Raw genomic sequence first — 14,094 nt, 5'->3', positions numbered from 1 at the left:
ATGCAAAGTATTATAAAAATTCACCCGCTAGATAATGTTGCTGTCGCACTGCAAGACCTGGCCGCAGATGAAGTCATTGAAACCGGTGAGTTCAGCGTCAAGCTGGCTCAGCCGGTGGCCCGTGGCCATAAGTTTGCTTTAACGGCGATCGAACCGGGCCAGATGATCGTTAAGTATGGTTTGCCTATCGGCCATGCATTAATTCTCATCCAGCCGGGCGAACATATTCACTCGCAAAATGCCAAAACTAACCTCAGTGATCTCGATGAGTATCAATATCAGCCTGAGTTCAGTGACCTGCCACCACAAATGGCCGATCGTGAGGTACAAATCTACCGTCGCGCCAACGGCAATGTGGGGATCCGCAATGAACTGTGGATAGTACCGACGGTCGGTTGCGTGAATGGCATTGCCCGTCAAATCCAGCAGCGTTTTCTGAAAGAGACTCAGGATGCTGAAGGGATTGACGGTGTTTATCTGTTCAGCCATCCATTCGGTTGTTCGCAACTGGGTCAGGATCATGAAAATACCCGTACCATGCTGCAAAACATGGTGCGTCACCCTAACGCGGGTGCGGTGCTGGTGATTGGTTTAGGTTGTGAAAACAATCAGGTAGATGTTTTCCAAACTACGCTGGGCAAGGTTGATGAAGACCGTGTGCACTTTATGGTCTGCCAGCAGCAGGATGATGAAGTTGAAGCCGGTTTGGCGCATTTACATGCGCTCTATCAGGTGATGCGTAATGACCAACGGGTGCCGGGCAAACTGAGTGAACTGAAGTTTGGTCTGGAATGTGGCGGCTCTGATGGTTTGTCCGGTATTACGGCCAACCCTCTGCTGGGGCGCTTCTCTGACTATGTCATTGCGAATGGCGGAACCTCCGTACTGACCGAAGTCCCAGAGATGTTCGGCGCAGAACGTATTCTGATGAGCCGTTGCCGCGATGAAGCGACTTTTGAAAAGACGGTCAGTATGGTCAATGACTTCAAACAGTACTTTATCGCTCACAACCAACCGATTTATGAAAACCCATCACCGGGTAATAAAGCGGGCGGTATTACCACACTGGAAGAGAAATCCCTTGGCTGCACCCAGAAAGCGGGTCAGAGCAAAGTGGTCGATGTACTGAAATATGGCGAGCGTTTGCAGCGCCCAGGTTTGAACCTACTCAGCGCTCCGGGCAATGATGCGGTGGCAACCAGTGCGTTGGCGGGTGCTGGCTGCCATATGGTGCTGTTCAGTACTGGTCGTGGCACACCTTACGGTGGTTTTGTACCGACGGTGAAACTGGCAACCAACAGTGAATTGGCCGCGAAGAAGCCACATTGGATTGATTTTGATGCTGGTAAGTTGATTCACGGCACCTCCATGGACACCCTGTTGACTGAGTTTGTCGAGTTGATTGTTGACATTGCCAACGGTAAACCGGCGCGCAATGAAGTGAATGATTTCCGCGAACTGGCAATCTTTAAAAGTGGCGTAACCTTGTAAACAGTATGTCTTTCTAATAATATGAAACGGTGTTTTATTTTTTATGAATAAGACCCGATACCCAAAGTAATTGGAGTCACAGGTAGGCAGCAAGCGAATAAACCCCGATGAGCTTACTCCGGTAAATGAGTCGGGTGACAAATCTGCCGAGCTGATTTGAACGCTGTTTGCCGCGGCCTCAACGAGGTGAGGCCCATGGATGGGCCGAATAAAGGGCGCAGCTAACAATCCTGTGGCTTCAAGAACGAAGGGGGTTCATTATTAACAGTCAGACTCAGTGCAGGTAGCTGCACACCAGGACTCCCCACCATGACCTTCTATTGGTTTGCTCAAGCCATTGGCGTACTGGCATTTTTTGTCGGTATCACCATGTTTTTCAACCGCGATGAACGGCGTTTCAAACTTCAACTTTCTGCATACAGTGCCATTATCGGCTGCCACTTCTTCCTGATGGGAGCCAGTGCTGCTGGTAGTAGTGCCATGCTTAACGCGTTACGTAATCTGGTGGCCGCTAAAACCCGCAGTAATATCGCGATGATGGTATTTATCATCCTGACGCTGACTTTTGGTATTTGGCGCATGCAACACGCGGTGGAGATATTGCCCATTTTTGGCACGGTAATCAGCACTTGGGCACTGTTCCGTACCCGTGGATTGACCACCCGTTGTGTGATGTGGATATCCACTGTTTGCTGGGTTATCCATAATGTCTGGTTGGGTTCTATTGGTGGCTCATTAATTGAAGGCAGTTTCTTACTGCTAAATGGCTTTAATATTATCCGCTTCCGCCGCCTGCAACTTAAAGGAATTGACCCTTTCCGGGATGAGAAGAAAGCGGTAAAAGAAGAAGTGACCCAATAAAAATGGGGGCTGTAATCGCCCCCACAGGTTATGACACTATCCTGATTCAGATACTCTTACGGTTCGCCAGTGGATCAGGGTTAGCCAATCTGGCATCGTCTGCCTGGCAGGCCGCCGCAGTGAACAGCACATCGGTGGAAGAGTTCAGTGCGGTTTCGGCTGAATCCTGTAACACACCGATAATGAAACCAACTGCGACCACTTGCATTGCTATCTCGTTCGGGATGCCAAACATGCCGCAAGCCAATGGGATCAGCAACAGCGAGCCACCGGCAACACCGGATGCACCACAGGCACAGACCGCAGCCACTACACTCAGCAACAGCGCTGTGGGTAAATCAACCGGAATACCCAGAGTATGGACTGCCGCCAGTGTCAGCACGGTGATAGTAATTGCCGCGCCGGCCATGTTAATAGTGGCACCCAATGGAATGGAGACCGAGTAAGTGTCTTCATTCAGGTTCATCTTCTTACACATTTCCATATTTACGGGAATGTTGGCAGCGGAACTGCGGGTAAAGAAGGCGGTTACACCACTTTCACGTAAGCAGGCAAAGACCAGTGGGTATGGGTTACGGCGAATTTTCCAATACACAATCAGCGGATTTATTACTAATGCCACCAGTAACATACAGCCAATCAATACGATTAATAGCTGTGCATAACCCAGTAACACGCCAAAACCCGTTTCTGCCATGGTGGATGAAACTAAGCCAAAAATACCCAGCGGAGCAAAACGGATAACCACTCGCACCACTTTGGTCACCGCATCAGACATATCATTAATTAAGGCTTTAGTGGTATCCGCTGCATGCCGCAAGGCAATACCCAAGCCCACGGCCCAGGCCAGAATACCGATATAGTTGGCATTGAGCAGCGCATGAATCGGGTTAGCGATTATGCTGCTCAGTAAACCTTTCAGTACTTCGACAATTCCACCGGGAGGGGTGATTTCAGCAGTATTGGTCGCCAGAATAAGGGTGGATGGGAACATAAAGCTAACGACTACGGCAACCAGTGCGGCTGAAAAGGTGCCCAATAGATACAAAAACAGAATAGGGCGGATACTGGTTTTTTGCCCTTGCTTATGGTTGGCAATGGAGGCCATGACCAGCATCAATACCAATACCGGGGCGACAGCTTTCAATGCGCCAACGAATAATGTACCAAGTAGACCCACTGCTGCAGCGGCAGGGGTAGAGACCACTGCCAAAATGATACCCGCCACCAAACCGACCAGTATTTGTTTAACTAAACTACCACGGGCGATAAACCCGATAAATCCAGATGGTGTCTTTTCCATAGTTTTCCAGTGATGCCTCTTCCCAAGTTAAACTTGTTTTATTTTTTTACCCATTTAGCACTCAAACCGGAACGGGACTGAGCACTTATGTTCACACCTGTAACTTAGTATTATTTGTAACTGGGTGTGTTTGCTTTAACAGTATAAGGGAATCTATTGGCGAGGAAAAAGACAATCAGCAAAATCCAATGCGGATCAATATTGCATAACATTTTGTTTACATTTATGTGATCGTAATAACATTTGGCTAGTGACGGAATATACGGGATAAATGCGGGGTTATTGCCACCCCGCATAATAGATTGTAGCGTCAGAGGACTTACTTGTGAGCAGTCTTATCTGCTGCTGAACGGCGGTCTGCGCGATGATTTACCCAGACATTAATTAACAATGTCAGTGCCAAAATACCGGCTACCACACCTAATGAAATGCCTATAGGGATATGGAACAGATCGATAATCATCATTTTGGTACCGATAAACACCAAAATGACCGATAGACCATACTTCAACATTGAGAAGCGCTCGGCCACATTTGCGAGTAAGAAATACATGGCACGCAGGCCTAAAATAGCAAACAGGTTAGAGGTCAACACAATAAAGGGATCGGTGGTCACAGCGAAGATAGCTGGAATACTGTCAACGGCAAAAATCACATCGCTTAACTCAACCAGAATCAGCACCAACACCAGTGGGGTAGCGTAGAGCAGGCCGTTTTTACGCACAGTAAATCGGTCGCCATGTAACTCATCCGTCATGCGTAAGTGGTTACGAATCCAGCGCACCAGCGGTTTTTCACCAATGGGTGTATCGTCCTCTTTTGCCAATGCCATTTTGATACCGGTAAACAACAGGAAGGCGCCAAACAGATACAGAATCCAACTGAATTGTGAGACCAGCCAACTACCGGCGAAGATCATAATAGTACGCAGTACAATTGCGCCCAGCACACCGTAAATCAGTACCCGACGCTGCAAGTTGGCAGGAACAGCAAAATAGCTAAACAGCATTAGCCAAACGAAGACGTTATCTACGGCGAGTGCTTTCTCGATCAGATAGCCGGTCAGGAAGGCAAGTGCTTGCTTGTCGGCAACTTCGCGCCCAACCGTTTCGGCCAGATACCACCAGAAACCAGCATTAAACAGCAAGGATAAGCTAACCCACACCAGCGACCAGCAGGCTGCCTGACGCAGTGTCATGGTTTGTGCGCCACGACGCCCCTGTAAGAGTAAATCGATGGCAAGCATGATCGTCACGACAACAGCAAAACTACCCCACAATAAGGGAGTACCCACGGTATTCATCATTCATAAACCTCTTAAAAACAAAAACGGCCAACGTCGGAAGACGCTAGCCGCTATGTCTGAGCTGCAAGCAAACCTCGCCTTCCGGCAAGGTCTCACTTACAACACTGATAATGTAACAACACCCATAGGTGCTAGTACAGAATGAGGTTGCCCGGTAACCGGGTGCTTTCGCACCGTAATGACGGCAGACCGGCAATGAAGTTACTCCCCTTTGCCGCGCAAAAATAATCGAAAACGGGTTGTTGGTCAATCATTGAAACAAAAAATTAACTTACAGCCGGTGGCTGGGTATCTGCCGGGAAAATAACCCCAGTCTGGCGGCGAATATCCGTTTGAATACGCGAGGTGAGCAATGACAACGACAAACCAGCGTGCTCCACCTGTGTATTCTCTACCAAATCAGCAAAAACCTCAGCTTCATACAGCATAGTATTAATATGCTGTGGCAGCGTCAGATCAACTGAGTGACCCCCTCTCGGGGTAAAGGCGATGGACAAACATTCAGAGATGCTTTCGATAATCAGCGAACCATCTTCACCCTGAATCTCACTGGGGATATCCGATTGGCTGACTTTCGAATGAATAAGGACTACATCAAAATCGCCATAGTTCATACAGACAGTGCCGTGGGCATCGACCCCACTGGGGAGCAAACTGGCGCTCGCCAGTACTGACTTCGGCTCGCCCCATAATGCCAGTGCGCTAGCCAAACAGTAGTAACCAATATCCATGATCGAGCCATTAGAAAAGGCCGGGTTAAAGGTGTTGGGGTTTTCGCCGTTCAGGTAGCGCTGGTAACGTGATGAATATTGGCAGAAGTTAATGGTGACTTTACGTAATTTCCCCACCTTGGGCAGAGCTTGCTTTAATTGAATAAAATTAGGTAAATAGGCAGTTTTAAAGGCTTCAAATAGCACGACCTGATGTTCGCGAGCACAGGCAACCAGTGCTTCGACCTCAGCCAAATTTGATGCCAGTGATTTTTCGCAAATAACGTGTTTTTTATGGCTGAGAAACAATTTTGCCTGGGGGTAATGTAAGGAATTCGGGCTGGCGATATACACTGCATCAATTTGATCGCTCGCTGCCAGCGCTTCCAGATTATCAAAGCAGTCCGTAACGTTATAATCATCGCCAAATTCTTGGGCCTGTTCCAGCTTACGGGAATAAACTGCAACCAGTTTCATTTTACCACTTTCGTGGGCGGCATCAACAAAGCGTGCGGTGATCCAATTAGTGCCAATAACAGCGAAGCGAATCATAGTGAACTCCATTACTACAGAAGAAAAACACGTTGAACCGCCAGATGGTTACACCCACAGGGGGATTTTCTCGGCGAATTCCCTTCGTACTTGAAGTGATATTGTAGTTACATTGTAATTACAGGGTGTTAGCTATGCTCACTCACCTACAACTTGAAATCTATTAGCTATGGCTTTGTAAATCAAATACTAATAAATTGCACCAAACAGATCCAAATGAGTCAGGTAGAGGCGAGTGTCAAACTCTAACTGATGATATTGCGGCTCCATATGGCAGCACAAACTATAGAATGCTTTGTTGTGATCTTTCTCTTTCAAATGCGCCAATTCATGAACCACGATCATTTTTAGGAAGGCTTCTGGCGCGTTTTTAAACACAGTGGCGACCCGAATCTCTGCTTTGGCTTTCAATTTGCCACCCTGCACCCTGGAAATCGCGGTATGCAGACCGAGCGCATGCTTCATCACCTGAATTTTACTGTCGTAAGCCACTTTACTTAACGGCTGCGCGTTGCGTAGATACTGGTTTTTTAAATCAACCGTGTATTGATACAGCATCTTATCCGTATTGTAATCATGAGATTGCGGATAACGCTGACGTAATACATTCCCCAGCCGCTGCTCTGTAATGAGTTGGCGTACCTGAGACTGTAAGTTTTCGGGATAACCTTGCAGATAGGTCAGTTCCTGCATATGCTGTTGTTCTGCCTAATTTGATGAAGCTATTGACGGTAGTAATTGAGTGATAATAACGGTTTCCTGCTGTTTAGACAAAATCCTATTGTTCAGTTGAGTCAAATCTAATGACTCGAATAAAAAGTACCAATACCAGCATCACGTTACACTTTGCTGGTACTGGTTTTTAGTTAGTAAATTAGTATCTAACTAATTTAAAATTGGTAATTGATACCCAAAGCCGCTTGGGTATCTGAGTAATTGTGCTTACCTAACTGCTGACCAAGATGGCTCCATAGCTTAAGGTTGTTATTGAACTTGCCCTCAACACCCAGTTTCAATTCAGCAATGTTGTTAATTCCTTGCGGTGCAATATGGGCATTATCTAGTAATAACCCTTTATCCCCGTTGCTATTTATCCAATTAGCTTCAATGAACGGTTTGATTTTTAAGGTGTTAGTAGTAGATAAAGTATCAATGCCGAGTTCTAGCGCTGTAAGTAATCCTAATTTGGTCGTAACCGTATTGTGCTCTTCTATCTTTATCTGTGGCCCGGTGAGCTCTTTATGTTGCAGCCCACTGCTACGTTGCAACAATACTTTCGCCTGCGGTTGTACAAATAACTTAGCCTTATCTTTTTCGATCAATTGAATTTTGTAACCTGTTTCTAATGCCGAGGTGAATATATAAGACTTATAATTAGCACCGGTGACGACTTCTGATGCCTTAATCTGATTATTAAACATTCCGTATTGTGCAAGTAAACCAATATAAGGCCCAAGTTGACTGATGTTGTTGGCATGCCAGATGCTATATAACCCTAAGTTATAGCCAACTACAGAACCATTAGCGTGATGCTGAGATGTGGTGGAATTGCTACGACTGTTGGCTTTACCGATACCGGCAGTTATTCCCAGAATTCCCAGGTCATGTTCGCCGATATGCCATTGACTTATTTCTCCCCCAAACTGGGTCGCATAACGAGTGCCTTTGGTATGTAGTTGGTCCTGAGCGGAATTAAAACGGGTTATCGCCCCATTGGTGTTTAACCACATGCTGGTAACTTTTTGCTCGCCCGTCATTGGGTCAGTGTAGGGAACTTCTCCTTGGTGATGCTGTACGTCGCCAATGATAAACATCTGTTGTGCGGCCATTCGATTGGCAAGATAACTACCGGCTTGCAGATTGTGGCCAATGACAAGTGTTGATTTAGCTATATTGTCTACGATATCCGCTCGTGGGATATTGATGCCTGCTTTCGGTTTTTTTTTCTCTTGTAGCTGCTGTTGTTTTTGAGCAATAGGCTCTGGGGAGAGCACTTTAGCAGCAACGGGTTTTATCACCTGGAAGAGATCGCTGGCTTCAGTAAATACAGCACCTACTTCATCGAATAAACTATCTTTACTATCAGCCCAGGCAGCTGTGCTACCCAATACTAATAACAAAGCACCAATAGCTTTAGCACAAGGCGTTATACGATAAGGTGATAAATGGGCGTCAGTAGGTTGCAGTGTTTTTTCGCCACTATCTGGCTGAATAATATTTGACATATACATTATTTATTTACCTTCCTGGTAATTAATATTAAGAATTTATCAATGACGAGCTATATTATTTTTCAATGAAAAATATTATTTTCCTTTCAATGTCTTGCATTTAAATTTGGTCAAAATGAATATAATTTTAGATGTGATTTAATTAAATATTAATATGTTAATTATTTAATTTGTTGTGTGAGTGAATAATAATATATAATTAGCAAACTGTTTGAATTCGTCTGGTTGGGTATTTTATATTGAGCCAAAAGAATTAGAGTCATTTGATAATGATTTAACATGAAAGTAAGCTTTGGTAATGATTGGTGTCGGGGTAAAATACGCCATTGATTAAGCTATGTTGAGCTATAGGTCCGATTGCTTATCAGGTCATGCCGCTGGCATTTCTCCCTTTTAGCTAGCTTTGGCCTTGCTAAAACGTCATTTAAGCAAAAAAACATTTTACTGATCGCCCGTTTTAGGGGATAAACAGCCCAAATTTATTATTCAGGAGCGGTGATGAGCCAACTCTTACTGGGAACGCAAAGCCTTGAGCTTGAGCGTTTTCCACCACAAGAAAATTCCAATACCCTACAGGCGTGGGAAGCGGCAGATGAATATCTGCTACAAAACATTGACTTAAGTCAGATTGATGGCCGCCCGGTGCTGGTGTTTAATGATCAGTTTGGAACGCTGGCCTGTGCTTTACATGCTCATCGTCCATTTAGTGTCAGTGACTCTTATATGAGCCAGTTGGCAACGACGCATAACGTGCAGTTAAACCAGTTAGATGAAAATGCCGTTACCCTGTTGAGCAGTATGGATGCGTTACCCGCAGCCCCTAAGCTGGTGGTGATTAAGATCCCTAAAGCTTTGGCGCTGCTGGAACAGCAATTACGCGCATTGCGCCTGGTCGTTGCCCCAGACACGGTGATTATTGCTGGGGCAAAATCCCGCGATGTGCATAATTCAACTTTGCAATTGTTCGAAAAAATTCTTGGCCCAACCAAAACTACGCTGGCGTGGAAGAAATCCCGCCTGATTCACTGCGAAGTGGCGGATATTCCACTGGCAGATGCGCTGGAAACCACTGATTGGCCGTTGGCGAATACCGAATATGTTATCCATAACCATGCTAACGTTTTCTCTCGTAATAATTTGGATATCGGTGCGCGCTTCTTTATGGAGATTCTGCCCTATGATGTGACGGGCAAAATCGCGGATTTGGGTTGTGGTAATGGTGTTGTTGGCTTAATCGCGCTGGAACAAAACCCATTGGCAGAAATGCTGTTTGTCGATGAGTCCTATATGGCCGTTGCATCCAGTGAACTGAATATCACCTATAACCGCCCACAAGACTTACCACGCTGTGAATTCATGGTAAGCCATGGGTTGGCCGGTGTTGAGCGTGAGAGCCTGCAATTGGTGCTATGTAACCCTCCGTTCCACCAACAGCATGCAGTCAGTGACCATGTGGCCTGGCAGATGTTCTGTGATGCTAAACGCTGTTTGAAGGTGGGCGGCGAACTGATGATTGTGGGTAATCGCCATCTGGATTATTTCCACAAACTTAAACGTTTGTTCGGTAACTGCGAAACATTGGATTCAAACCAGAAGTTTATGGTGCTGAAAGCAGTGAAAACGGCATCATCCCGTTCCGAGGGGGGGGGGAGCGGTAGTCTTGATATGTCGTATAGCGATTTCTAAATACCCTTCGTACTTGAAGCCGCAGGGGTGTTAGCTACGTTCACTCACCCGAATCACTTACTTATGTAAGCTCATCGGGATTAATGAGCCTCATCCTTGAGGCTCACCCTGCGGGCTAGCATAACTGCTGTTCAAATCGGTTCCCGACCAATTTGTTGTTCACTTGCTGCCTACCTGCGACTCCAATTACTTTGGGTATTCCCTGCTTGAAGCCGCAGGGGTGTTAGCTGCGACTCCAATTACTTTGGGTATTCCCTACTTGAAGCCGCAGGGTGTGGTTCATGCCACCCCCTGTTTTGCTTATTCCTGCTTATATAGCCAGCGCCAAACGCGTCCCTTGATCAATTGCCCGGCGTGCATCCAGCTCTGCGGCGATATCCGCGCCACCAATCAAATGCACGGTTTTTCCCATATCTAGCAAGGGCTGATGTAATTCCCTACGCGGTTCCTGACCCGCACAGATAATGATGGTATCGACGGGTAAACAGCTCGCCTGTTCTGCACGGGTGATATGCAAACCTTCATCATCAATGCTGTCGTAACTCACACTGTTAAGCATTTTCACCCCACGCATTGCCAAACTAGTGCGGTGGATCCAACCGGTAGTTTTACCCAAACCTTCACCGACCTTGCTGGTTTTCCGCTGCAACAGGAAAATCTGCCGTGGTGATGGGTGCACTTTGGCCCCCGCTGGGGATAATCCACCACGATGTACTAAATGTTGATCGATACCCCATTCACGACTGAATGCAGCGCTGTCCAGACTGCTGGAATCACCGGATTGGCTGAGATACTCGGCGGTATCAAAACCAATTCCCCCCGCACCAATAATGGCTACGCGCTCACCGACCGGTTTTTTATCGCGCAATACATCCAGATAAGTAAGGACTTTCGGGTGCTCGATCCCCTTGATAGCCGGCAGGCGTGGCTGGATACCACAGGCGAGGATAATTTCATCAAAATCAGCCAACTGCTGTGGTTGTACCGAGGTATTTAGCTGCTGAATAACACCATGGAGCACTAACTGGCGGCGAAAATAGCGCAGCGTTTCATAAAATTCTTCTTTGCCTGGGATCTGCTTGGCAATATTGAATTGGCCGCCGACATCAGTTGCCGCATCAAATAGCGTCACTTGATGACCACGGCTGGCGGCGGTAACGGCGAAAGCCAATCCGGCTGGGCCGGAACCGACTACTGCTAACCGTTTCGGTGTTTCTGTGGGAACTATGGGCATTTCGCTTTCACGGCACGCGCGAGGGTTGACCAGGCATGAGGTGAGTTTGCCTTCGAAAATTTGGTCCAGACAGGCCTGATTGCAGCCGATACAGGTGTTAATTTCGTCGGCCCGATGCTGTGCGGCTTTTTGGACAAAATCAGCATCAGCCAGGAACGGGCGCGCCATTGACACCATATCGGCGCAACCATCAACCAGTACCTGCTCAGCGACGGCAGGGTCATTAATGCGGTTAGTGGTGATCAGCGGAATAGCCACTGCCCCCATCAATTTGCGCGTTACCCAACTGAATCCAGCCCGTGGCACCATGGTAGCGATAGTGGGAATGCGTGCTTCATGCCAACCAATGCCAGTATTAATCAGGGTGGCTCCGGCCTGTTCAACCGCTTGCGCCAATTGTTCAATCTCTTGCCAGCTGGAACCTTCTTCTACCAGGTCAAGCATCGAAAGGCGGTAAATCAGTATAAAATCAGTTCCGGTTGCTTCACGGACTGCCCGCACAATTTCTACGGCAAAACGCATCCTGCGGGTAAAGTCCCCGCCCCAATCATCATCGCGCTGATTAGTTCTGGCGGTGAGGAACTGGTTAATCAAATAGCCCTCAGAACCCATCACCTCGACACCATCGTAACCCGCTTGTTTGGCAAGCTGTGCGCAGTTGGCAAAGTCGGCAATAGTTTGCCGCACTTCATCACTACTCAATGCTTGTGGGGTAAAGGGGTTAATCGGCGCTTGCAATGCGGAGGGGGCCACGGGGTGTTTTTGATAGCTATAACGGCCGGCATGCAGGATTTGCAACGCGATTTTACCGCCTGCCTGATGCACTGCATCGGTCACGATTTGGTGATGGGGAACTTGTGCCGCATCATTTAATACTGAGGCACCCTGATACACCACGCCTTGCTTATTGGGGGCGATACCGCCAGTAACAATCAGGCCGACGCCACCGGCGGCCCGCTCGGCATAGAATGCGGCCAAACGTTGTGGTCCATCGGGTAATTCCTCTAGCCCGGTATGCATCGAACCCATTAATACGCGATTCTTCAGGGTGGTAAAGCCAAGATCAAGGGGTGCGAGCAGGTGAGGGTAAGCTAACATTGCAGTCTCCATCGGGTGCATTCTGGTTATATTGCAGCAACGTAAATCGGCGCAATATCACCAAACCGTTATTGTTATGTCTCTGCCGCTCTGGCCGAATTCAGCAAGTGGTCGGATGAGATTTTTTATTCAAATTTAGACGGTGCTGTGCAGCTTGGGAAATCGCAGTGTGCTGATTGTGATAGCCGTCATGAATATGACATCAGGGAAGGGGCAGTAACGTGAAGTATTAAACGAAGGAATTATACCTATAAAGTATATTTCCTTCGTCTCTAGCGATGGCTATTTATAACTATAACTATGACTATTAATCAGTCACCAAACACTCGCAAACGATGACCATCAGGGTCTAAAGCCACAAAGGTATAGCCGAAATCCATCTGTAATGGTTGTTGCAAAATAGGTAAGCCGCGTTGTTGCCAGTCATTATATAACGATTGCACCGCCGCTTTATCGGCTAGGGCAAAAGCCACTTCACCGCCGCCGCCCGTGGCTGTCGCAGCCGGTTCAACCGTATGTTTTGACCATAAGCCCAGCATCATCCCTGAATCCAGTGCAAACATGGCAAAAGTTGGGTGAAGCTCTACCGGTGCCTTTGCCAGCAAGTCACCGTAAAACGTCGCGCTGTTGGCCGGGCTATCAACATAAAGAATAATGAAATTCGGATCTGCCATGGTTTTTCCCCTTATCCCTTTAGTACTTGAAATTACAGCGCTTAAATCGGTGCTCGACCGGCCTTGCCTGAAATTCCAAATACTTTAGGTATGTCATCAAATGGATAGTTATTTGTTAACCGAATATCGCTTAACTGGGGGCTATCCTAGCGGGGTCTACTGACAGTTTCTGTCAGTAGTGATTATTGATTTGCAGTGACAATAAAAAGCTACAGTTTTGGTGGTGTAGACAGCAGCGACTGATCATTGATGCCTTCCGCTTCCCGCCACTGTTTTAGCAACAGATGTCGGCGCTGAGGATAACGTTGATCCGTAAGCGAAATAGCACTTATTCGATCCGCGCGAAAGTTACGAATGGTTTGGCGCAGCTCACACCAGGCAACCACTACACGCACCTGTTCAAAAAAACCGATAGCAAAAGGCCAGATACGGCGACATGACTCAGCCCCTTTCAAGTCTTGATAGGTAATATCCACTTTGCGTTCGGCACGGATTGCGCGGCGCAACACTGGCAGCGCCAGTTCACAGTCAGGCATATGGCCGACAGGGCCGATTAGCAGTGTTGAGGCATCTAACTCGTCACGTAAATCCGCAGGTAAAACCGCCGCGATTTTCGCCAGCGCATTACGTGCCGCGGCACTCAAATGAGTATCTCCACGATGGCTGACCCAGCGCGATCCTAATACCAGTGCTTCTATCTCCTCTTCGGAGAACATCAAAGGCGGTAGCATAAACCCTGGGCGTAGCACATAGCCCAGACCGGGTTCGCCCGCAATATCAGCGCCTTGCTGTTGCAGGGTGGCAATATCGCGATAAAGTGTTCGCACACTGATAGCCAGTTCCTCCGCCAGCGCGGCCCCTGTTACCGGATAGCGATGGCGGCGTAATATCTGAATCAAATCAAGCAGACGCTGGCTGCGGGACATAATAGCTCTCGTCGGAGTATAA

Annotated in this window: 11 protein-coding genes; 3 read left to right on the top strand and 8 right to left on the bottom strand. The window is 47.4% G+C overall.

Annotated features, from left to right (window positions below; genetic code table 11):
• Both A6J67_RS00660 and A6J67_RS00655 read left to right on the top strand, forming a co-directional pair.
• Positions 1-1,491 carry a UxaA family hydrolase gene (locus A6J67_RS00660; RefSeq protein WP_005192907.1) on the top strand — a complete coding sequence of 497 codons (1,491 nt, stop codon included), beginning with the start codon at positions 1-3 and terminating at the stop codon, positions 1,489-1,491.
• Between the two features lie 309 nt (positions 1,492-1,800).
• Positions 1,801-2,352 carry a YgjV family protein gene (locus A6J67_RS00655; protein ID WP_005192905.1) on the top strand — a complete coding sequence of 184 codons (552 nt, stop codon included), beginning with the start codon at positions 1,801-1,803 and terminating at the stop codon, positions 2,350-2,352.
• A gap of 46 nt (positions 2,353-2,398) precedes the next feature.
• Here the strand turns inward: A6J67_RS00655 and sstT are convergent, their stop codons facing one another.
• From sstT to A6J67_RS00630, 5 genes are all read right to left on the bottom strand, one after another.
• Positions 2,399-3,655: a serine/threonine transporter SstT gene (sstT, locus tag A6J67_RS00650; protein ID WP_005192902.1), complete on the bottom strand. Its 1,257-nt coding sequence runs from the start codon at positions 3,653-3,655 to the stop codon at positions 2,399-2,401.
• Positions 3,656-3,974: 319 nt separating this feature from the next.
• The gene (locus A6J67_RS00645) at positions 3,975-4,961 is read right to left on the bottom strand and encodes a TerC family protein (RefSeq protein WP_005192898.1); all 987 of its coding nucleotides are present in this window, start codon (positions 4,959-4,961) and stop codon (positions 3,975-3,977) included.
• 266 nt (positions 4,962-5,227) lie between these two features.
• The gene (locus A6J67_RS00640; RefSeq protein ID WP_050296889.1) at positions 5,228-6,223 is read right to left on the bottom strand and encodes a Gfo/Idh/MocA family protein; all 996 of its coding nucleotides are present in this window, start codon (positions 6,221-6,223) and stop codon (positions 5,228-5,230) included.
• 189 nt (positions 6,224-6,412) lie between these two features.
• Positions 6,413-6,916, bottom strand: coding sequence for a M48 family metallopeptidase (locus A6J67_RS00635; RefSeq protein ID WP_005192896.1), 504 nt, complete (start codon positions 6,914-6,916; stop codon positions 6,413-6,415).
• Between the two features lie 197 nt (positions 6,917-7,113).
• Positions 7,114-8,454 carry an autotransporter outer membrane beta-barrel domain-containing protein gene (locus A6J67_RS00630; protein WP_080608020.1) on the bottom strand — a complete coding sequence of 447 codons (1,341 nt, stop codon included), beginning with the start codon at positions 8,452-8,454 and terminating at the stop codon, positions 7,114-7,116.
• 498 nt (positions 8,455-8,952) lie between these two features.
• Between A6J67_RS00630 and rlmG the strand changes: the two genes are divergently transcribed.
• Positions 8,953-10,140: a 23S rRNA (guanine(1835)-N(2))-methyltransferase RlmG gene (rlmG, locus tag A6J67_RS00625; protein ID WP_032907981.1), complete on the top strand. Its 1,188-nt coding sequence runs from the start codon at positions 8,953-8,955 to the stop codon at positions 10,138-10,140.
• 310 nt (positions 10,141-10,450) lie between these two features.
• On the opposite strand, the gene A6J67_RS00620 is transcribed toward rlmG, so the two are convergent.
• The 3 genes from A6J67_RS00620 to A6J67_RS00610 form a co-directional block, all read right to left on the bottom strand.
• Positions 10,451-12,472, bottom strand: a complete 2,022-nt coding sequence (locus A6J67_RS00620; RefSeq protein WP_050288495.1) for an FAD-dependent oxidoreductase — start codon at positions 12,470-12,472, stop codon at positions 10,451-10,453.
• A gap of 311 nt (positions 12,473-12,783) precedes the next feature.
• The gene (locus tag A6J67_RS00615) at positions 12,784-13,146 is read right to left on the bottom strand and encodes a VOC family protein (RefSeq protein ID WP_050296890.1); all 363 of its coding nucleotides are present in this window, start codon (positions 13,144-13,146) and stop codon (positions 12,784-12,786) included.
• Positions 13,147-13,355: 209 nt separating this feature from the next.
• The gene (locus A6J67_RS00610; protein WP_050072615.1) at positions 13,356-14,072 is read right to left on the bottom strand and encodes a helix-turn-helix transcriptional regulator; all 717 of its coding nucleotides are present in this window, start codon (positions 14,070-14,072) and stop codon (positions 13,356-13,358) included.
• Between the last annotated feature and the right edge of the window lie 22 nt (positions 14,073-14,094).

Origin of the sequence: Yersinia sp. FDAARGOS_228 (assembly GCF_002073315.2) — a bacterium.
Classification (GTDB): domain Bacteria; phylum Pseudomonadota; class Gammaproteobacteria; order Enterobacterales; family Enterobacteriaceae; genus Yersinia; species Yersinia intermedia.
This window is presented reverse-complemented; position numbering and strand designations above follow the sequence as displayed.

Excerpts from the sequence above, each read along its gene's own strand:
- A6J67_RS00660 (WP_005192907.1), top strand. The coding sequence starts at position 1 with ATGCAAAGTATTATAAAAATTCACCCGCTAGATAATGTTGCTGTCGCA.
- A6J67_RS00655 (WP_005192905.1), top strand. The coding sequence starts at position 1,801 with ATGACCTTCTATTGGTTTGCTCAAGCCATTGGCGTACTGGCATTTTTT.
- sstT (WP_005192902.1), bottom strand. The coding sequence starts at position 3,655 with ATGGAAAAGACACCATCTGGATTTATCGGGTTTATCGCCCGTGGTAGT.
- A6J67_RS00645 (WP_005192898.1), bottom strand. The coding sequence starts at position 4,961 with ATGATGAATACCGTGGGTACTCCCTTATTGTGGGGTAGTTTTGCTGTT.
- A6J67_RS00640 (WP_050296889.1), bottom strand. The coding sequence starts at position 6,223 with ATGATTCGCTTCGCTGTTATTGGCACTAATTGGATCACCGCACGCTTT.
- A6J67_RS00635 (WP_005192896.1), bottom strand. The coding sequence starts at position 6,916 with ATGCAGGAACTGACCTATCTGCAAGGTTATCCCGAAAACTTACAGTCT.
- A6J67_RS00630 (WP_080608020.1), bottom strand. The coding sequence starts at position 8,454 with ATGTATATGTCAAATATTATTCAGCCAGATAGTGGCGAAAAAACACTG.
- rlmG (WP_032907981.1), top strand. The coding sequence starts at position 8,953 with ATGAGCCAACTCTTACTGGGAACGCAAAGCCTTGAGCTTGAGCGTTTT.
- A6J67_RS00620 (WP_050288495.1), bottom strand. The coding sequence starts at position 12,472 with ATGTTAGCTTACCCTCACCTGCTCGCACCCCTTGATCTTGGCTTTACC.
- A6J67_RS00615 (WP_050296890.1), bottom strand. The coding sequence starts at position 13,146 with ATGGCAGATCCGAATTTCATTATTCTTTATGTTGATAGCCCGGCCAAC.
- A6J67_RS00610 (WP_050072615.1), bottom strand. The coding sequence starts at position 14,072 with ATGTCCCGCAGCCAGCGTCTGCTTGATTTGATTCAGATATTACGCCGC.